Genomic DNA, 19,162 nt, shown 5'->3' with positions numbered 1-19,162 from the left:
TCAACTCCTGATGAAAGTCGGCCGCCAGGCCAGGGCGAAACGTTCAAGGCCCCGTACCAGGGCATCGATGCCCAGGCCGAGCACGCTGTAGACCAGCAGGCAGATCACGATCACGTCGGTGCGCATGAAGTCCCGGGCGTCGTTGACCAGGTAGCCGATACCGGCGCTGGCGTTGATCTGCTCCACCACCACCAGGCCCAGCCAGCTGATGCCGAAGGCATAGCGCAGGCCAACGAAGAACGCCGGCAGGGCCCCGGGCAGGATCACGTGGACGATCAGTTCCCAGCGCTTGAGGCCCAGCAGGGTCGCGGCTTCCACCAGCTTGGGATCGAGGCTGCGGATGCCGGAGAACAGCGTGAGGTAGATGGGAAAGGTGGTGCCCAGGGCGATCAGGGCGATCTTGGGCGTCTCGCCGACCCCGAACCAGAGGATGAACAGCGGCACGATGGCCAGGAACGGCAAGGTACGCAGCATCTGCATCGGCGAATCGATGGCCAGCTCGCCACCGCGTGACAGGCCAGCCAACAGGGCGAGCAGCGTACCGAGGCTGACGCCGATGGCCAGGCCAGCGAAAGCGCGCTTGAGGGACACCCACAGATGCCCGCCCAGTTCACCGCTGCCCAGCATCTGCCACAGGGTGGCACCGATGGTGCTGGGGGCGGCGATGACTCGCGCCGGCAACAACCCGGTGCGCGCGGCCAGCTCCCACAGCAAGAGCAGCAGCAAGGGGCTGGCCAGGCGTAGCAGCAGCTGCACCAGGGCCCGATATCCAGGGCTTGCGGTCCAATGGCCGAAGACTTTGAGCGGGGCTTGCTCAGGCATTTCAACATCCCTATTTCAGCGCGTTCGAATCCCATGCTAACTACATAAAAAACGTCCGTGAAATTCGTTTTGGTTCTAAATTAATATACAAAAATTGCATTAACTGACAAAATATATATGCAATTAACTTTAATATCGGCGAGCTGTCCACGCCGTTCAGGACGGTGACTGGCCGACACGGGCGGCCACCATTTCGCCGAACATGCTCACCGGCTCCTGGAGGTTGCCGAGGAAGCGCGGATGGATCAGCCAGAGGTCGATCACCGGCTTGAAATCACTGACCGGCACGATCTCCAGCTTGTCCCGGTGGCTGCTGTTCTCCAGCAGTGGCAGCGGCACCAGGCCATACCCCAGGCCATTGGCGATCAGCCCCAGTTGCAGCTCGGTGCCGAAGGTCTCCAGGTTGATCTGCAGCGACAGGCCCTGGGCACTCAGGGCCCGTTGCAGGCCGGCGCGGAAACCGCAGCCATCGGGATTGAGCACCCAGCCGCGCTGGTAACAATCGGCAAGCTTGCACGAGCGCTTGCGTGCTTCGCCCCGGGCCGCCACGACCACCAGGCTCATGCTGGCCAGGGAACGCCCCACTACCGCCTCGGGAAACACCTTGCCGGCAGGGAACAGCGCGGCCACCACATCCAGCTCGCCGTTCTCGACCTTGCCCAGCAGGTGGCTGCCCCAACCGGTGGCCACCGAGGTCTGCAACTGCGGGTAGAGGGCCTTCAACTGGCTCAGGGCATCGAGCAGCACCACATCGCCGATGGTCTGTGGCACGCCGATGCGCAGGGCGCCGCTGGGAGCGCCGTCACTGGCCACCAGCTCGTTCAGCGCATCGATGCTGCGCAGCACTTCCAGGCATTGGCCATACACCCGGAGGCCCATGCTGGTGGGCTTGAGCGGCTTGGTATTGCGATCGAGCAGCTCGACCCCGAGCGCCTCCTCGAAGTTCTGCACCCGGCGGGTGATGGCCGGCTGGGTCAGTTGCAGGGCATCGGCGGCCTGGCTGATGGTCTGGCAGCGGATCACCGCCACGAATGCGTTCAGATCATCTATCTTCATTCTTTTTTCGCATAATAAATGACTGGAAAAATGTTTGATAAGAATAATACCTTTTAGCTCGACCGTGTAGTTCGTGTCGCTCGTCCTGTGTCCACGGAGGGAATCCATGCCCCACAACGCCTCGACCGTCTCCATCGCCTCACCCAACCTGGCCCGCCTGCGCAGCTTCATCGGCGAGTTGGCCGAACTGCTCGACAGTCACCCCGACGAAGCCCGGGTCCTGGACCAGGGCGCGGCTTTGCTGCAACGCCTGGTGAGCCAGGACGACTGGCTGCCCGACGCCTTCGCCCAGGCCGATCCGCAGCGCTACCAGCAATTCCTGCTGCACGTCGACTCGCGCCAACGCTTCTCCGTCGTCAGCTTCGTCTGGGGCCCGGGCCAACGCACGCCGATTCATGACCACCGCACCTGGGGCCTGATCGGCATGCTGCGCGGCGCCGAGGACTCCCAGGGCTTCGAGCGCCTGGCCGACGGCCGCCTGCAACCTGCCGGGGCACCGGTGCGCCTGGTGCCGGGCCAGGTGGAAGCGGTGTCGCCGAATATTGGCGATATCCACCAGGTGACCAACGCCCATGCCGACCGGGTGTCCATCAGCATCCATGTCTACGGTGCCAACATAGGCGCGGTGCGGCGTGGGGTGCACGACCTGGACGGTCACGAGAAGCTCTTCATCTCCGGCTATTCCAATACCTTGCTGCCCAACCTCTGGGACCTGTCGAAGGAGCCCCTGCAATGACCGATTTCCCGACCCGCAGCCCGGCACAGATTCGCCAGGCCCTGCTCGAACGCCAGGAGCTGGCCCTGGTGGACGTGCGTGAAGAAGCGCCCTTCGCCGAAGCCCATCCGCTGTTCGCCGCCAATATCGCGCTGTCGAAACTGGAGCTGGAGGTGTATGCGCGCATCCCCAGGCGCGATACCGCCATCACCCTCTACGACCAGGGCGAAGGCCTGGCCGAACGCGCCGCGATCCGCCTGCGGCAACTGGGCTACAGCGATGTCGCCCTGCTTGCGGGCGGCCTCGACGGTTGGCGCAACGCCGGTGGCGAGTTGTTCAAGGACGTCAACGTACCGAGCAAGTCCTTTGGCGAACTGGTGGAGGCCGAGCGCCACACGCCATCGCTGGCGGCCGAGGAGTTGCAGGCCTTGCTCGATCAACAAGCCGACCTGGTGGTGCTCGACGCCCGGCGCTTCGACGAGTACCAGACCATGAGCATCCCTGGCAGTACCAGCGTGCCCGGGGCCGAGCTGGTGCTGCGGGTCCGCGAACTGGCGCCCGATCCGCAAACCCGGGTGGTGGTCAACTGTGCCGGACGCACCCGCAGCATCATCGGCACCCAATCGCTGGTGAACGCCGGCATTCCCAACCCGGTGGCGGCCCTGCGCAACGGCACCATCGGCTGGACACTCGCCGGCCAGGCCCTGGAACACGGCCAGCAGCGGCGCTTCAGCGCACACGCCGGCGCCCATCGCGCGCAAGCCCAGGCCGCGGCCCGGGCGGTGGCCGATCGAGCCGATGTGGCGCGCATCGACCTGGCCCAGTGGCGCCGCTGGCAGGCCGACCCCCAGCGCACCAGCTACCTGTTCGATGTGCGCAGCCCGGAAGAATTCGCCGCCGGCCACCTGCCCGGCGCCCGCTCCACCCCAGGCGGCCAGCTGGTGCAGGAGACCGACCATTTCGCCAGCGTGCGCGGCGCGCGCCTGGTGCTGGTGGACGACGATGGCGTGCGGGCCAACATGAGCGCTTCCTGGCTGGCGCAGATGGGCTGGCAAGTGGCCGTGCTCGACGGCTTGCGGGACAGCGATTTCAGCGTGCGCGGGGCGTGGCAGGCGCCGTTGCCGGACAGCCCGGCGGTCGAGGAAATCAATCCGCGGACCCTGGCCGACTGGCTGCGCGAACCCGGCACCCTGGTGCTGGACGTCACTGCCAGCGCCAACCATGTGCAACGCCATATCCCCGGTGCCTGGTGGGTCTTGCCCAGCCAACTGGCCCAGGCCCTGGAGCAACTGCCACCGCCCGAGCGCTTCGTCCTCACCTGCGGCAGCAGCCTGCTGGCGCGCTTCGTCGCCCCGCATTTGCAGGCCCTGGCCCAACGCCCGGTGTTCGTTCTCAGCGGCGGCACCAGTGCCTGGATCGAAGCCGGGCTGCCCGTGGAGCAAGGCCAGCAGCGCCTGGCCTCGCCTCGCATCGATCGCTACCGGCGCCCTTATGAGGGCACCGACAATCCCCGGGACGCCATGCAGGCCTACCTGGACTGGGAGTTCGGCCTGGTGGCGCAGCTGGGACGCGATGGCACCCATGGGTTCTTCGTGATCTGAAGGCAGCCAACGGCTTGTCGGCGCGGGTCGACAAGCCGTTGCGGGGGGCTGTTGGGCGCCTGGAAAGTGCCATCAAATGGCCAAGTGACAAATAGCAATAATTCTCGATATCATTCGCGACCTCCTGCCCAACGCGTCGTCAAGAAGGATATCCATGTCTCGCTCCAAGCCCGACTCTGCTTCGGTGGACTCAGTTCGCGGGTTCTATGCGGACATCCTGCATTTCCTGCGCAAGCGCACGGACAACGCCAGCGACGCGGCGGACATGACCCAGGACGTATTCACCCAGTGGCTCGACTACCGTGATCGGGCCCAGGTGGAACAGCCCCGGGCCTTCCTGTTCCAGATGGCACGCAACCTGTTGCGTGACCATTGGCGGCGCCAGCAGGTGCGCTCCAAGGCGCACCAGGAGGCCCATCCCGAAGAAAGCTTCGACAACGAGCCCCTGGCCGACGAACGGCATGAGCCGCTGCCCGCCGCCCAGCGCCTGCAACGCCTGGAACAATTGAAGGAAGTCCTTGCCCAGCTCTCGCCGCGACGCCGCGAAGCCCTTATGCTGCACCGCTTCGAAGGGCTGAGCCAGGCACAGATTGCCGAGCGCATGGGGATTTCCATCAGCATGGTGGAAAAACACATCGCCTTTGCCCTGCTGCACTGCAAGCAGCACCTACAACGAGAAAACGGCAAGGAGCTGCCTGAATGACCCGCTTTCCCGGCCGCCACGACGACAACGACAGCGAGCAGATCGATGTCGAGGCCGCCAGTTGGTTCGCTCGTAACCGCAACGACCCGGATCGCGCCAGCCGCAAGGCCTTCGATGCCTGGATGGCGCATCCGGCCCATGCCCGGGCCTATGCCGAATTCGAAGAACTCTGGGTCGACCTGGCGCAGTTGCAGCAACTGAGCCGCCCGATCCCCCTGCCCCGGCGCAAGGCACCGACCTGGCGCCCGGCCCTGGCAGCGGCCGCCGCCGTGCTGTGCGCGGTGCTGGCGCTCAACCTGGGAACCTCCCCGGCTCCCCATGTCCAGCAGATCGCGGCCCAGGAACACGGGGCCCGGGCTTTCAAGTTGCCCGATGGCAGCACTTTGTATGTGAATGCCAACACCCGGGTGAAGGTCGACTTCAGTGCGCAGCAGCGCGATGTCTACTTGCAACAGGGCCAGCTGTACCTGGAGGTGGCCGCCGACAAGGAGCGTCCGTTGTGGGTTCACAGCGGCGCGGCCAAGGTGCGGGTGGTGGGTACCGCCTTCGACGTGCGGCGCGGCCAGCACCAGTTGGTGGTCAGCGTCGCCCATGGCCAGGTGGCCTTCAGCCCCGACGGCCGGACCGACGACCTGGCACTGCTGGGCGCTCGGCAACGAGCCATCTACGACTTGCAGAAGGGCACCCTGCGCCAGCAGACCCTGGACAACGATGACGTGGCCGACTGGCGTACCGGGCACCTGGCCTTTCGCAACCGCGACCTGGCCAGCCTGGTGGACGAGCTGAACCTCTACCGCCGCCAGCCGGTGCAACTGGCCGAAGGTCCACTGGGTGCATACAAGGTTTCCGGCAACCTGGACGTCAACGATCCGGATGCGCTGATCAAGGCCCTGCCCGCGCTGATACCGGTTAAAACCGTGGCCCTGGCCGATGGCCAGGTGAAGATCGAAGCTCGTTGAATGCGACATATGAGAATATTTTTCATTTGCATATGAGGTTTTTTTTCACTGTCCCGTCTTCCTCCCGTCTGCGATTTGTCCGCAGCGCTTTTCTGGCCTTTAAGCCGCTCTGGGGGAAGTCATGTTTCGCGCGCTCTTGCCTGTTCCGTTAGTCCGTACCCGCCCGACCCTGCTGGCCGCCTGCCTGGCCTTCAGCCTGCAGGCCCATGCCGGGCCGATCCATTTCCAGTTGCCGGCGCAGCCCCTGGCCGCGTCCCTGAGCCAGATCGCCCAGCAAGCGAAAATCCAGCTGCTGTTCGACGAGCAACTGCTGCGTAACGCCAAGGCGCCAGCCCTGCAAGGCGACTACAGCCCGGAAGAGGCGATCCGCCAGTTGCTGCGCAATGGCCAGTTCAGCCTGGTCAAAGTCGACAACACCTATATCGTGCGCCCTGCCGAAACCAGCCAGAGCAGCGGCTCGGCCTTGCAACTGGGGGCCATGAGCGTGATCGGCAACGGCTCGGTGGTGGACTCCTCCAGCGTCGGCCGCTCGACCCTGAACCAGGCGGAGATCGATCGCCACCAGGCCACCAACGTCGTCAGCCTGATCGATACCCTGCCCGGCGTGACCTTGGGCGGCTCGCTCAAGCCCGGTGGCCAGACCATCAACATCTGGGGCATGGGGGATGCCGAAGACGTACCAATGAGCGTCGATGGCGCCACCAAGAGCGGCTTCGAACGCTACCAGCAGGGTTCGATCTTCATCGAGCCTGAAATGGTCAAGCGCATCGAGGTGGAAAAAGGTCCGCATTCTCCCGAGACCGGCAATGGTGGCTTCGGCGGCACCGTGCACATGGAGACCAAGGATGCCCCGGACCTGTTGCAGGACGGGCGCAATGTCGGTGCCATGGTCAAGTACGGCTACAGCAGCAACAGCCATGAGCAAGCCTACACTTCGGCGGTCTACGGCCGTACCGACGACGGCCGCTTCGATGCCCTGGCCTACTGGACCAAGCGCGACGGCGACGACATGAAGCTGGCCAGCGCCCAGCCTGACCCGGACAACTCTTACCCGATCAACCCCAAGCGCCTGCCCAATACCGCCCAGGACCTGGAAGGCCAGTTGTTCAAGCTGAACATGCAGCTGACCGACGAACATCGCCTGGGCTTTACCTACATGCGCTCGGACAGCGACATCTGGGCCCCCTTCTCGGCCAAGAGCTACCCGACGCCACCGAGCAAGAGCGATATCGACCGACTCGGCTATGACGATGCCACTCGACGCTACCTGGCCCGGCGCAACACCATCGACACCACCTGGGTCACCAAGTACCAGTACACCCCGGTGGACAATCCGTGGATAGATTTCGAAGCCAAGTACTCCTACTCCGACACCGAGCAGACCGATGAGCGCGGGCCGAATGCCTTCGTCCAGCCATCCTCGGGCGGGCGCAAGATCACCGTGGGCTACGAGGACAGGATCCTCGCGCTGAAGAACACCAGCCGCTTCAGCACCGGGCCACTGGAGCACGCCCTGACCAACGGCATCCAGATCCGCAAGCACACTCGCGAGGTGGACATGTGGATGCCCGGCAAAACGTACGGCACCCCCAAGTACAACAATGGCTACTACCAACCAGCGTTCATGCCCCACGGCAAGGTCGACAACAACGCTTTCTATATCCAGGACGCTATCTCCCTGGGCGACTTCACCCTGACCCCATCGCTGCGCTACGACTATGTACGCAACCGAGGGCAGAAGAACGACGCGCCGGTCTACAACAGCCCTGATCCGGTGGTCGGTCACGACTACAGCGCCAAGACCTACACCGGCTGGTCGCCACGCCTGTCGGCGTTCTGGACGGTGAACCCGCAACTGGCGTTGTTCGCCGACTACAGCAAGACCTGGCGCGCCCCGGTGATCGACGAGCAGTACGAAGTCCAGGCCCCGGGTAGCACTCGCTCCTCCACCAGCCGCAACCTGGATCCGGAGCGCATCACCGCGCTGCGCGGTGGCAGCATCCACAGCTTCTCCGATGTACTGGCCAAGGACGACCGGGTACAAGTGCGCACCACCTTGTTCCAGAACAAGTTCAAGGACGAGATCATGAAGAACCTCGGGATCGGCTGTCCCGAGCAATTGAGCACCGGTGCAAGTATCAGAGACGTGTGCAACCAGCCGACCATCGGGGTCTACCGCAACATCGGCGACCTGACCATCAAGGGCTTCGAGGTCGAGAGTTTCTACGATTCCAACTACCTGTTCGGCTCGCTGTCCTACTCCTGGATCACCGGCAAGCATGAAGGCGCCTACACCAACCCCTGGGGGCCGAACGTCTGGGCCCGGGATATCCCGCCACGCAAGTGGGTGGCGACCCTGGGGGTGAAGATCCCGCAGTGGGATGCGCAGGTGGGCTGGCAAGGCCAATGGGTGCGCCAGACCGACCGCGTACCCAGCGACATCTACCCGGGCGGCCCGGCCAGTTCCATGGGCGACTCCTACTGGAACCAGTACAAGAACGACCGCTACAACGTGCACGGCCTGTTCGCCAACTGGAAACCCCAGCAGCCCTACCTCAAGGGCACCGAAGTCCACTTCACCCTGGACAACATGTTCAACCGCGACTACCGCCCACCGCTCAGCGGCGAGAACGCCTCGAGCCTGGGCCGCAACGCCAAGATCAGCGTGACCCGGTTCTTCTGAAGGCCTTCGCCTGGCGCAGCGCTCTGCGCCAGGCGAAGCACCAACGATGTATTGCAAGCCTTTAGCTTCGCCCTCCCACTGGCCCTCCCTGGGCTAGGATCGACCTCCCCCCTGAAAACCGTTGGAGCGCCTTTGGGCGCTTTCAGCCAACGCCCCATTGACCTCGTACGAATATTATCGTACAAAAAGCAAGCATCATGGACAGAGGCTTCAGGAAGGTCAGGCGGGACCTGATCAATGCACTACAGAGCGGTAACTATCTACATGCCGCACGCGGCTCGATCGAGGTCAAGAACCTGCTGGCCACCGGCGAGGTTTCGGCCGGCCAACTGATCGAGGTCATCGTCGCCTGCAAGGGCAGCGACCACCAGTGCAGTGCCCACCACAGCCCCCGGACCTTGCCGTCCATGTGCTGAGGAAGGCGGGCTGGTACATCAAGTTCTACTTTATCGAGCCAGATGCGTGGTTCATCAGCGTTCACCGATGAGGACAACCCATGAAACTCTATCTGCAGGGCGACCGGGGCAAGGCACTTTGTGAGCATTGCCAGCAGGTCGTGGGCATTACCTACACCCGGCGCGACGTGCCCTTCAGCGACGGCAACGGTCAGGCCCGAGAGATCCTGGTGGGGGTCTGCGATCAGTGCGCTACCACGGTAGCCATTCCCCCCCAGTCGACCCCGGCGATCAAGGAAGCGCGCCGCCAGCAACTGACCTCCATCGAGGCGCGGCTGCCTGCGGTCTACCTCGACGTGCTGGACGCCGCGATGCACTCGGTGGCCGAGGACGCCGGGGTGCAGATGCGCAAGCTGTTCTTCAGCTATTACTTCAGCGCCCCCCTTGTACCTGCCCTGGAACAAGTGCACGACGGCTTCGCCCAGTACCTGGCCCAACAGGCCGAGGTCCGCCAGATACCTGCCGTGAATGCAATGAAACGCCTGTCGCTTAAGGTGAACCACTATGTGGCCGAGGATCTCGCGCGCCTGCTGCAGGCGACGCGGATGACCCAGACCGAACTGCTGAAATCACTGATCGCGCAGATTCGCCTGGATGTGCTCGAAGGCGGCAACCCGGCGGTGATCGCCGACCTGCGCCAGCTGGTGCGCCTGGGGCTGTGACCTTCAGCCTTGAGCAGAGCCCCTGTAGGCGCTGTCGAGCTTTTGCGGCTGCGCAAAGGTCCGCAGGACCTTGCTTGGCATCTACAACGCAGACCTTGCGCCCCTTCGGGGCGGGCACAGCTTCGCAGGCTCAGCAGCGGCTACGGCTCATCGGTTGAGGCGAACCAGGTTGAGGTCGGGGGCGGTGGTGCGTCGCTGGCTCAGGTAGCGGGTGCAACTGACCCGCAGGAAGGAGGCGAAGTTCACCACCTCGCCACGGTAATCCATGACCTCTTCATACAGCTTGGCAATCAGCTGGTTGGTGGTCATGCCGTCCACTTCGGCGATCTCGCTGAGGATGTCCCAGAACTGGTTTTCCAGGCGCAAGGTGGTGACCACGCCACAGATGCGCAACGAACGCGAACGCGATTCGTAGAGGATCGGGTCGGCCTTGACGTACAGCTCGCACATGGCGCGGTCCTCGCTTACAGGCTGATGCGGGTGCCCAACAAGCCCAGGAAACCGGCCAACCAATTGGGATGGGCCGGCCAGGCCGGGGCGGTGGCCAGGTTGCCCTGGACATGGCCTTGCGTCACGGGAATATCCATATAGGTGCCTCCCGCCAACCGCACTTCCGGAGCGCAGGCCGGGTAGGCGCTGCATTCGCGGCCTTCGAGGATGCCCGCCGCCGCCAGCAGTTGCGCACCGTGGCATACCACGGCAATCGGCTTGCCAGCCCGGTCGAACTCCTTGACCAGTTGCAGCACCTGTTCGTTCAGGCGCAGGTATTCCGGGGCACGGCCGCCGGGGATCAGCAGTGCGTCGTAGTCGCTGGACTGCACCTTGGCGAAGTCGAAGTTCAGGGCGAACAGGTGCCCGGGCTTCTCGCTGTAGGTCTGGTCGCCCTCGAAGTCGTGGATGGCGGTGCGCACGGTCTGCCCGGCGCTCTTGTCCGGGCACACGGCGTGCACCGTGTGCCCGACCATCTGCAGAGCCTGGAACGGCACCATCGCTTCGTAGTCTTCGACGTAGTCGCCAACCAGCATGAGGATTTTTTTCGCGGCCATGGAATGGACTCCTTTCAAACAAGCACGTGGGCGGAAGGAGTATTCAAGGTAGTCCTTATCCTTGCGGCCGGGTAATAACCGACTACTACAGCTGCAAGCCACAAGCGGCAAGTTCGAAGCTTATCCCGCGAGGTAGCCGTCGGCCTTGAGCAGGGTTTCCAGGCAGTGTTCGCTGATGCGGTAGAAGGCCTTGAGTTCGTCGATCCGCGCCAGCAACTGGGTCGGATCCTGGGGCTCGGCACGCTTGACCGCGAGGATCATCTTGTTCTTGTTGGTGTGCTCCAGGGAGATGAATTCGAAGACCTTGGTTTCGTAACCACAGGCTTCGAGGAACAGCGCCCGCAGGCTGTCGGTGACCATCTCCGCCTGCTGCCCCAGGTGCAGGCCGTATTGCAGCATCGGCTTGAGCAACGCCGGGCTCTGGATCTGCTGGCGGATCTGCTTGTGGCAGCACGGCGAGCACATGATGATCGCCGCCCCGGAGCGGATGCCGGTGTGGATCGCGTAGTCGGTGGCGATGTCGCAGGCATGCAGGGCGATCATCACTTCCAGTTCGCTGGGGGCCACGCTGCGCACGTCACCGCACTTGAACACCAGGCCGGGATGCTCCAGGCGCGCGGCGGCGGCGTTGCACAGGGTCACCATGTCTTCGCGCAGCTCGACCCCGGTAACTTCGCCCTGGGCCTTGAGGGTATTGCGCAGGTAGTCGTGGATGGCGAAGGTCAGGTAACCCTTGCCTGAGCCGAAGTCCGCCACTCGCACCGGCTGCGCAAGGTCGATCGGCGAGCTGCCCAGGGCATGGCTGAAGACTTCGATGAACTTGTTGATCTGCTTCCACTTGCGCGACATCGCCGGAATCAGCTCGTGCTGCTTGTTGGTCACGCCCAGGTCGGCGAGGAACGGCCGATCCAGGTCGAGGAAGCGGTTCTTCTCGCGGTTGTGCTCGGCGGACGGCACATCGCGCTGGGTTTGCGGCTTGCCTTTGAACAACGAACTCTTGCCCTTCTTGCTGTACTCCAGCTGGACCTCATCGGACAGGGTCAGCAAGTGGGCATTCTTGAAAGAGGCCGGGAGCAGCCCGGCGATACTCGCCACACCTTCGGCCAGGGGCAGGTTCTTGGTGATATCGCGGGTCTTGTAGCGATAGACGAAGGACAGGCACGGCTGCTCCTTGACCGTCAGCTGCTTGATGATCAGCCGTTGCAGGTCCGCCTCGGCGCCCACGTGCTTGGCCAGCACCAGCTTGATGAAGGCGTTTTGCGCCAGGCTGGTCTCCAGCAATTGCAGGAACTGGGCATGGTGGTCCGGCGCGGGCCGGACGGAAGGTGCGGTGACGGACATGGGGCTGGAGCCTCGGGCGGTGCGGGGAGCGAATCGGGAAATGGCGGGTATTTTAGGGGGGATGGGCCGCCGGGGCACGGAGTTATTGACCCGACGGCGCAGATTCTTCAGCAACCGAGCCCTCAGGGCTCAGTTGAGCACCACCAGGCGGTTGGGCAGCTCGTTGCGCGATTGGGTCAGGGGCACATGCTCCTTGAGCAGCTCGCCACTGGAGTCGATGCAGTCGAGAAAGCCCTGCAAGGTCTGGCCTTGCCTCACCTGCCGGGTGAAGGCGCGGACGATGGTGTCCCAGCGCTTGTCGTCCAGGCGCTTGGAAATACCCTCGTCCACCAGGATCTCCACGTAGCGCTCGGCCTCGCTGACGAAGATCAGCACCCCGGTACCACCAACGGTGTGGTGCAGGTTCTGCTCGAGGAACTGGCGCCGGGCCAGGTTCGAGGCCCGCCAATGCCTTACCGAACGCGGGATCAGCCGGGTGGTGATCCGCGGCAGTCGGAACACCAGGCACAGCACGATGAAGGTCGCCCATTGCGCCAGCAACAACAGGTGCATGTTCAGCCAGCCGGTGGCGTAGTGCACCAGGCCTGGCACCACCAGCGCCACGAGGCTGGCCCAGAGCAGCGGGATATAGGCGTAGTCGTCGGCTCGGGCGGCCAGCACCGTCACCAGTTCGGCGTCGGTTTGCTGCTCCACCCGGGCAATGGCTTCGGCCACCTGCCGTTGTTCGAATTCACTGAGTAATGCCATGTCGTTGGATATCCGATTTTTTATTTTGAGTTACCAGCCGCCGGAGGAGCCACCACCGCCAAAGCTGCCGCCACCGCCACTGAAGCCGCCACCGCCGGACCCACCGCCAAATCCGCCGCCTCCGAAACCACCACCGCCACCGCGGCCGCTGGTGGTGGAGATCAAACCGAGCGCCTGCGCGACCATGATCACCAGGATGAACAGCAGCACCAGGAAGATGAACAGCAACGGGTGACGCTGGACAAAATCATCCTGAGCGCTGCTCTGCCCCGTATCGTATGCGGTGGCTGGCTCATCCAGCGGCGTGCCGCCCAGCACCAGGAGCATCGCCGAAACCCCGTCGCTGATGCCCTTGCTGAACTGCCCGTTCTTGAACGCCGGGGTGATGACCTGGTTGATGATCACCGAGGCCTGGGCATCGGTCAGGCGATCCTCCAGGCCATAGCCCACTTCGATGCGCAGCTTGCGCTCATCCCGGGCAACGATCAGCAGCGCGCCGTTGTTCTTGTCCTTCTGGCCGATGCCCCAGTGGCGCCCCAGCTGGTAGCCATAATCCTCGATGGTGGCGCCCTGCAGGTTCGCCAGGGTCACCACCACCAATTGTTCACTGGTGGCCTGCTCATGGGCTGCAAGTTCCTGGGTCAACTGGGCGCGCGTGGCCGGCTCGAGCATTTGCGCATCGTCCACCACTCGCCCGCTCAGGGCCGGGAACTTCAGCTCGGCCTGGGCCGAAATCGCCAAGACCCAGAGCAACAGCACCAGGCCGATTTTATAGAGTCGCATCAGCACCTCGTCCTCAATGACTTTTCGCTTGCACTACCAACTGCCGGATGCCCCGCCACCACCAAAACTGCCACCGCCGCCCCTGAAACCATCCGAATCGGAACTTGAGCCGGAACTCGAACTGCCGGAGTCGAACCAGTCGAATGAACTGCTCGATCCCGAATCACGCTCGGCCCTGGGTTCACGTGTGGGCGGATCATCGCTGGCACGGCCTGGTTCAGTCTCGCTGTTGCGCCACGAAGCCAGGATCGCGCCCAGGGGCAAGACGGCGAACACCAGGAAGAACAACACCTTGAACCACCACATCCATTCGATCTGCTGGTACCAGCTCTGCACCACCCAGCGGTGCGCCAGCATCCGCGTGCTGTTGGGCTCCAGCAGACGCACGATGGAGGTGGTGCCGGTAATGATCCCGGAGGAGTACAGCTCATCCTTGAAATACGGAATGATCGAGTCGTTGATAATGAGGTGCGCCCAGATATCGTCGATCCGCCCTTCCAGGCCGTAGCCCACTTCGATCCGCACCTTGCGATCGTCCTTGGCCACCAGCAGCAGGACTCCGTTGTTCTTGTCCTTCTGGCCGATCCCCCAGTGCCGCCCCAGTCGCAGGCCGAACTCCTCGATGCTGTAGCCGCCCAGGCTCGGCACAGTGACCACCACCACCTGGTCGGTGGTGCTCTGCTCGAGCCGTTCGAGCATCTGCGTCAGGTAGACCTGCGCCGAAGGCGTGAGCATCTGCGCCGTGTCCACCACTCTGCCCGTCAGCTTGGGGAACAGGCTTTCAAGCGGCACCGCTGTCGCAGTGGCCGGTGCGGGCCCGACCTGGACAGTGGGTTGCGCCGAACGCAACTGCACCCCATCCGTGGGTGTGGGCCCTGGTTGCTGCGCCAGTACGGCGCCACTCACCAGCCATAGCCACAGCAGCGCGCCTCGCAGCACGCGCTGCCCGTGGTTCATCAGAATTTCACTTGCGGGGCCTTGTCGGCGTCGGGGCTGGTGGCCTCGAACGACTCGCGCACCGGCAGATCGCTGTACATCAGGCTGTGCCACAGGCGACCGGGGAAGGTGCGGATCTCGGTGTTGTACTTCTGCACCGCCAGGATGAAGTCACGGCGGGCCACGGCGATACGATTCTCGGTGCCCTCGAGCTGGGACTGCAGGGCCAGGAAGTTCTGGTTGGCCTTGAGATCCGGATAGCGCTCGGAGACCACCATCAGGCGGCTCAGGGCACCGCTCAACTGGTCCTGGGCCTGCTGGAACTGCTTGAGTTTTTCCGGGTTGTCCAGGGTGCTGGCGTCCACCTGGATCGAGGTCGCCTTGGCCCGGGCCTCGATCACCGCAGTCAGGGTTTCCTGCTCGTGCTTGGCGTAGCCCTTGACGGTCTCCACCAGGTTGGGGATCAGGTCGGCACGGCGCTGGTACTGGTTCTGCACCTGGCCCCAATCGGCCTTGACCTGCTCGTCGAGGGTAGGAATGTTGTTGATGCCGCAGCCGCTGAGCAGGCTGGTGAGCAGCAACAGGGCGGCGACAGGCCAGCTCGAGCGCAGGCTTTGGGTGAGGTTCATGGGTGAGGCTCCTTGCACAACCTGGTTGAAGAGAATCTTTTGCCCGTGTTTTCAGGCCCTGGCAGGGCAAAATCTGCCAACGCTACTGGAATGCATCGGGCTGATGGGCTAAAAGATGCCCAGCGCGAAAAAGAGTTCAGAAATAAGACTGTGTGAAAACGTCGCGAGTCAAGGCAAGACAAGCCTGTTGTTAACGCCGTATTGCCGAATGCAGCAGTTTTCACACGGCCTGAAGTGTGCGGGAATTATCTGAACAACAATAGCTGCCCCCTAAATTTTGGCTGTTCGGCGCGTCACTCATGCGTCGGTCTTGAGCCCTTGAGAACAAATTCATGAAGAAGCTGTGTTTGCTGGGGCTGCTGGTCAGCCTGGCCAGTCACCCTGTATTGGCCGAGTCTGCCCCGGTCCCCTTGGAGAACAAGGAAGCCTTTATCACCGATCTGCTCAAGCGGATGACCCTGCAGGAAAAGATCGGCCAGTTGCGTCTGATCAGCATCGGCCCGGAAATGCCCCGGGAACTGATCCGCAAGGAGATCGCCGCCGGTAATATCGGAGCAACCTTCAACTCCATCTCGCGCCCGGAAAACCGGCCGATGCAGGACGCGGCCATGCGCAGCCGCCTGAAGATCCCGATGTTCTTCGCCTACGACGTGATCCACGGCCACCGGACCATCTTCCCCATCAGCCTGGCCCTGGCCTCCAGCTGGGACATGGACGCCATCGGCCGCTCCGGGCGTATCGCCGCCCAGGAAGCCAGCGCCGACAGCCTGGACATCACCTTCGCACCGATGGTCGACATCTCCCGCGATGCACGCTGGGGCCGGACGTCCGAAGGCTTCGGCGAAGACACCTACCTGGTCTCGCGAATCGCCAAGGTGATGGTCAACGCCTACCAGGGCAAGAGCCCGGCGGCACCCGACAGCATCATGGCCAGCGTCAAGCACTTCGCCCTGTACGGTGCGGTGGAAGGCGGTCGCGACTACAACATCGTCGACATGAGCCCGGTGAAGATGTACCAGGACTACCTGCCGCCCTACCGCGCGGCGATCGACGCCGGTGCCGGTGGGGTGATGGTGGCCCTGAACTCGATCAATGGCGTGCCCGCCACCTCCAACACCTGGTTGATGAACGACCTGCTGCGCAAGGAGTGGGGCTTCAAGGGCCTGGCGGTGAGCGACCACGGCGCGATCATCGAACTGATCCGCCATGGCGTCGCCAAGGACGGTCGCGAGGCCGCCAAGCTGGCGATCAAGGCCGGCATCGACATGAGCATGAACGACTCGCTGTACGGCAAGGAATTGCCCGGGCTGCTCAAGTCCGGCGAGATCGAAGAGAAGGACATCGACAACGCCGTGCGTGAAGTCCTGGGGGCCAAGTACGACATGGGCCTGTTCAAGGATCCGTACCTGCGCATCGGCAAGGCCGAGGACGATCCGGCCGACACCAACGCCGAGAGCCGCCTGCACCGCAGCGACGCCCGGGATATCGCCCGGCGCAGCCTGGTGCTGCTGAAGAACCAGAACGACACCCTGCCACTGAAAAAGACCGCCAGGATCGCCGTGGTCGGCCCATTGGCCAAGGCCCCGATCGACATGATGGGCAGCTGGGCCGCCGCCGGCGTGCCGGCGCAATCGGTGACCCTCTACGAAGGCATGCGCAATGTGCTGGGCGACCAGGCCCGGCTGGTCTACGCCAGGGGCTCGAACATCACCGACGACAAGAAGGTGGTGGACTACCTGAACTTCCTCAACTTCGACGCCCCGGAAGTGGTGGACGACCCACGCCCGGCGCAACAGATGATCGACGAGGCCGTGAAGGCAGCCCAGGCTTCTGACGTGATCGTCGCCGCCGTGGGCGAGTCGCGGGGCATGTCCCATGAATCCTCAAGCCGCACCGAGCTGAACATCCCGGCCAGCCAGCGGGCGCTGATCAAGGCCCTCAAGGCCACCGGCAAGCCCCTGGTGCTGGTGCTGATGAATGGCCGGCCACTGACCCTGCTGGAGGAAAACCAGCAGGCCGACGCGATCCTGGAAACCTGGTTCAGCGGCACCGAGGGCGGCAACGCCATCGCCGACGTGCTGTTCGGCGACTACAACCCCTCGGGCAAGCTGCCGATCACCTTCCCGCGCTCCGTGGGCCAGATCCCGACCTACTACAACCACCTGACCATCGGCCGGCCGTTCACCCCGGGCAAGCCGGGCAACTACACCTCGCAGTACTTCGATGACATCACCGGCCCGCTGTTCCCGTTCGGCTATGGCTTGAGCTACACCCGCTTCAGCCTGTCGGACATGGCCCTGTCCGCCACCACCTTGCACAAGGGCGGCAAGCTGGAGGCCAGCGTGACCTTGAAGAACACCGGCAAGCGTGATGGCGAGACCGTGGTGCAGTTGTACATCCAGGATGTGGCCGGCTCGATCATTCGTCCGATCAAAGAGCTGAAGAACTTCCAGAAGGTCATGCTCAAGGCCGGCGAAGAGAAGGTCATCCGCTTCGACATCAACGAAGACGACCTGAAGTTCTACAACGCCCAGCTCAAGTACGCCGCCGAACCTGGCGACTTCAACGTACAGATCGGCCTGGATTCCCAGGACGTCCAGCAACAGAGCTTCGAACTGCTCTGATCCCCCTCACCGGCTGGCGCATGACCTGCGTCGGCCGGCTGCCTCTGCAATCCCCTGTAATCCCCGCAATCGCTGCAATATCTGCAGCCGCTGCCGAGCCTGGGAGGCTGCGCAAAGGTCCGCAGGACCTTGCTTGTCGATCTCCCGCCAAGCCTCCATCGGACTCACGACCGCCGCGACCGCTTCGCGCTCATGCGCAGCCTGAGGCAGCGGCTACAGTCAGCCGTATCAGTCGTGGCGGTCAGCCGCGACGATCCAGCAGGTTGACCACCAGGCGATCGACCCAGCCCCAGATCCGCTGCTTGATCCGGCGCCACAAAGGCCGGTTTCGCCACACCGCCAGGCTGACCTCATCGCTCTGGACAAAGTCCCTCTCGAAGCTCGCCACCACTGCGGCGGTCAGCGCCGGGTCCAGGGCTTCCAGGTTGGCTTCCAGGTTGAAGCGCAGGTTCCAGTGGTCGAAGTTGCATGAGCCGACGCTCACCCAATCGTCCACCAGCACCATCTTCAGGTGCAGGAAACAGGGCTGGTACTCGAAGATCCGCACCCCGGCCTTGAGCAGGCGCGGATAGTAGCGGTGCCCGGCATAGCGCACCGCCGGGTGGTCGGTACGGGGGCCGGTCAGCAGCAGGCGCACATCCAGGCCCCGGGCCGCCGCCTTGCGCAGCGAGCGACGCACCGACCAGGTGGGCAGGAAGTACGGCGTGGCCAGCCAGACCCGTCGCTGGCCGCTGTGCAGGGCCCGGATCAACGAATGCAGGATATCGCGGTGCTGGCGGGCATCGGCATAGGCCACCCGGCCCATGCCCTCGCCGCTATCGGGCAGGCGCGGCAAGCGTTGCAGGCCGAAATCGGCGTTGGGTTTCCAGGCTCCGCGATGCGGGTTGGCATCCCACTGGCGGTCGAACAGCACCTGCCAGTCAGCCACCATCGGGCCGCTGATCTGCACCATCACCTCATGCCAGTCGCAGCTGTTGCGTTCCGGCAGCCAGAATTCGTCGGTGACCCCGGTTCCCCCTACCACCGCCAGGGAGCGGTCCACCAACAACAGCTTGCGATGATCGCGATAGAGGTTGAGCCAGCCCTGGCGCCACTGCAGGCGGTTGTACAAGCGCAGCTCGACGCCGGCGTCGGTCAAGCTGCGGCGCAGGGCCTGGGTGAAGGCCAGGCTGCCATAGTCGTCGAACAGGCAACGTACCCGCACGCCGCGCTCGGCGGCCTGGACCAGCGCCTGGACCATGGCCTGCGCGCAGGAGCCGGCTTCCACCAGGTACAGCTCCAGCTCCACCTGCTGCTGGGCGCGGGCAATGGCCACCAGCATGCGTGGGAAGAACTCGGGCCCGTCGACCAGTAACTCGAAGCGGTTGCCTTCGCGCCAGGGGAAAACCGCTCCGCGCATT

Annotated in this window: 18 protein-coding genes; 8 read left to right on the top strand and 10 right to left on the bottom strand. The window is 63.9% G+C overall.

All coding sequences use genetic code 11. The features are described 5' to 3' along the window. A complete protein-coding gene (locus C4K40_RS07110) occupies positions 1–822 on the bottom strand; it encodes an ABC transporter permease (RefSeq protein WP_053135424.1) in 822 nt (273 codons plus the stop codon). A 156-nt stretch (positions 823–978) separates the two neighbouring features. Beyond that, positions 979–1,878: a LysR family transcriptional regulator gene (locus tag C4K40_RS07105; protein WP_022642800.1), complete on the bottom strand. Its 900-nt coding sequence runs from the start codon at positions 1,876–1,878 to the stop codon at positions 979–981. 106 nt (positions 1,879–1,984) lie between these two features. Between C4K40_RS07105 and C4K40_RS07100 the strand changes: the two genes are divergently transcribed. From C4K40_RS07100 to C4K40_RS07070, 7 genes are all read left to right on the top strand, one after another. Further along, a complete protein-coding gene (locus C4K40_RS07100; protein ID WP_053135427.1) occupies positions 1,985–2,614 on the top strand; it encodes a cysteine dioxygenase in 630 nt (209 codons plus the stop codon). Then, positions 2,611–4,194: a rhodanese-related sulfurtransferase gene (locus C4K40_RS07095; RefSeq protein WP_053135430.1), complete on the top strand. Its 1,584-nt coding sequence runs from the start codon at positions 2,611–2,613 to the stop codon at positions 4,192–4,194. The genes C4K40_RS07100 and C4K40_RS07095 overlap by 4 nt, the downstream gene beginning before the upstream one ends. 154 nt (positions 4,195–4,348) lie before the next feature. Further along, entirely contained in the window at positions 4,349–4,897 is a 549-nt protein-coding gene (locus C4K40_RS07090; RefSeq protein WP_022642796.1) for an RNA polymerase sigma factor, read from the top strand. Then, entirely contained in the window at positions 4,894–5,856 is a 963-nt protein-coding gene (locus C4K40_RS07085; protein WP_022642795.1) for a FecR domain-containing protein, read from the top strand. The genes C4K40_RS07090 and C4K40_RS07085 overlap by 4 nt, the downstream gene beginning before the upstream one ends. 121 nt (positions 5,857–5,977) lie before the next feature. After that, on the top strand, positions 5,978–8,539 hold the full coding sequence (locus C4K40_RS07080) for a TonB-dependent receptor (RefSeq protein WP_053135433.1): 2,562 nt from the start codon (positions 5,978–5,980) through the stop codon (positions 8,537–8,539). A 197-nt stretch (positions 8,540–8,736) separates the two neighbouring features. Then, positions 8,737–8,955 carry a hypothetical protein gene (locus C4K40_RS07075; protein WP_256224202.1) on the top strand — a complete coding sequence of 73 codons (219 nt, stop codon included), beginning with the start codon at positions 8,737–8,739 and terminating at the stop codon, positions 8,953–8,955. 80 nt (positions 8,956–9,035) lie between these two features. Beyond that, the gene (locus C4K40_RS07070) at positions 9,036–9,656 is read left to right on the top strand and encodes a hypothetical protein (RefSeq protein ID WP_053135436.1); all 621 of its coding nucleotides are present in this window, start codon (positions 9,036–9,038) and stop codon (positions 9,654–9,656) included. 147 nt (positions 9,657–9,803) lie between these two features. Here C4K40_RS07070 and C4K40_RS07065 read toward each other — a convergent pair whose 3' ends face one another. From C4K40_RS07065 to C4K40_RS07035, 7 genes are all read right to left on the bottom strand, one after another. Further along, positions 9,804–10,106 (bottom strand): ribbon-helix-helix domain-containing protein, encoded by a 303-nt coding sequence (locus C4K40_RS07065; RefSeq protein ID WP_022642791.1) that lies wholly within the window; start codon positions 10,104–10,106, stop codon positions 9,804–9,806. A 14-nt stretch (positions 10,107–10,120) separates the two neighbouring features. Then, a complete protein-coding gene (locus C4K40_RS07060; protein WP_022642790.1) occupies positions 10,121–10,702 on the bottom strand; it encodes a DJ-1/PfpI family protein in 582 nt (193 codons plus the stop codon). Between the two features lie 120 nt (positions 10,703–10,822). Next, entirely contained in the window at positions 10,823–12,043 is a 1,221-nt protein-coding gene (locus tag C4K40_RS07055; protein ID WP_053135439.1) for an SAM-dependent methyltransferase, read from the bottom strand. Between the two features lie 129 nt (positions 12,044–12,172). Further along, on the bottom strand, positions 12,173–12,790 hold the full coding sequence (locus tag C4K40_RS07050; RefSeq protein WP_022642788.1) for a TPM domain-containing protein: 618 nt from the start codon (positions 12,788–12,790) through the stop codon (positions 12,173–12,175). A gap of 30 nt (positions 12,791–12,820) precedes the next feature. Continuing rightward, positions 12,821–13,573, bottom strand: coding sequence for a YgcG family protein (locus C4K40_RS07045; RefSeq protein ID WP_053135711.1), 753 nt, complete (start codon positions 13,571–13,573; stop codon positions 12,821–12,823). A gap of 33 nt (positions 13,574–13,606) precedes the next feature. After that, complete coding sequence (locus C4K40_RS32085) at positions 13,607–14,530, bottom strand: YgcG family protein (protein WP_022642786.1); 924 nt, start codon at positions 14,528–14,530, stop codon at positions 13,607–13,609. Beyond that, positions 14,530–15,138 carry a LemA family protein gene (locus C4K40_RS07035; protein WP_022642785.1) on the bottom strand — a complete coding sequence of 203 codons (609 nt, stop codon included), beginning with the start codon at positions 15,136–15,138 and terminating at the stop codon, positions 14,530–14,532. The genes C4K40_RS32085 and C4K40_RS07035 overlap by 1 nt, the downstream gene beginning before the upstream one ends. Before the next feature lie 332 nt (positions 15,139–15,470). Here C4K40_RS07035 and bglX point away from each other — a divergent pair, with 332 nt between their 5' ends. Then, positions 15,471–17,762 (top strand): beta-glucosidase BglX, encoded by a 2,292-nt coding sequence (gene bglX, locus C4K40_RS07030; protein WP_053135442.1) that lies wholly within the window; start codon positions 15,471–15,473, stop codon positions 17,760–17,762. A 241-nt stretch (positions 17,763–18,003) separates the two neighbouring features. On the opposite strand, the gene C4K40_RS07025 is transcribed toward bglX, so the two are convergent. Next, positions 18,004–19,161 carry a phosphatidylserine/phosphatidylglycerophosphate/cardiolipin synthase family protein gene (locus C4K40_RS07025; protein WP_053135445.1) on the bottom strand — a complete coding sequence of 386 codons (1,158 nt, stop codon included), beginning with the start codon at positions 19,159–19,161 and terminating at the stop codon, positions 18,004–18,006. Position 19,162 lies beyond the last annotated feature (1 nt).

It is taken from the genome of Pseudomonas sp. CMR5c (assembly GCF_003850545.1).
Classification (GTDB): Bacteria; Pseudomonadota; Gammaproteobacteria; order Pseudomonadales; family Pseudomonadaceae; genus Aquipseudomonas; species Aquipseudomonas piscis.
The sequence above is the reverse complement of the archived record's forward strand: the minus strand, read 5'-3'. Positions and strand labels throughout refer to the sequence as shown.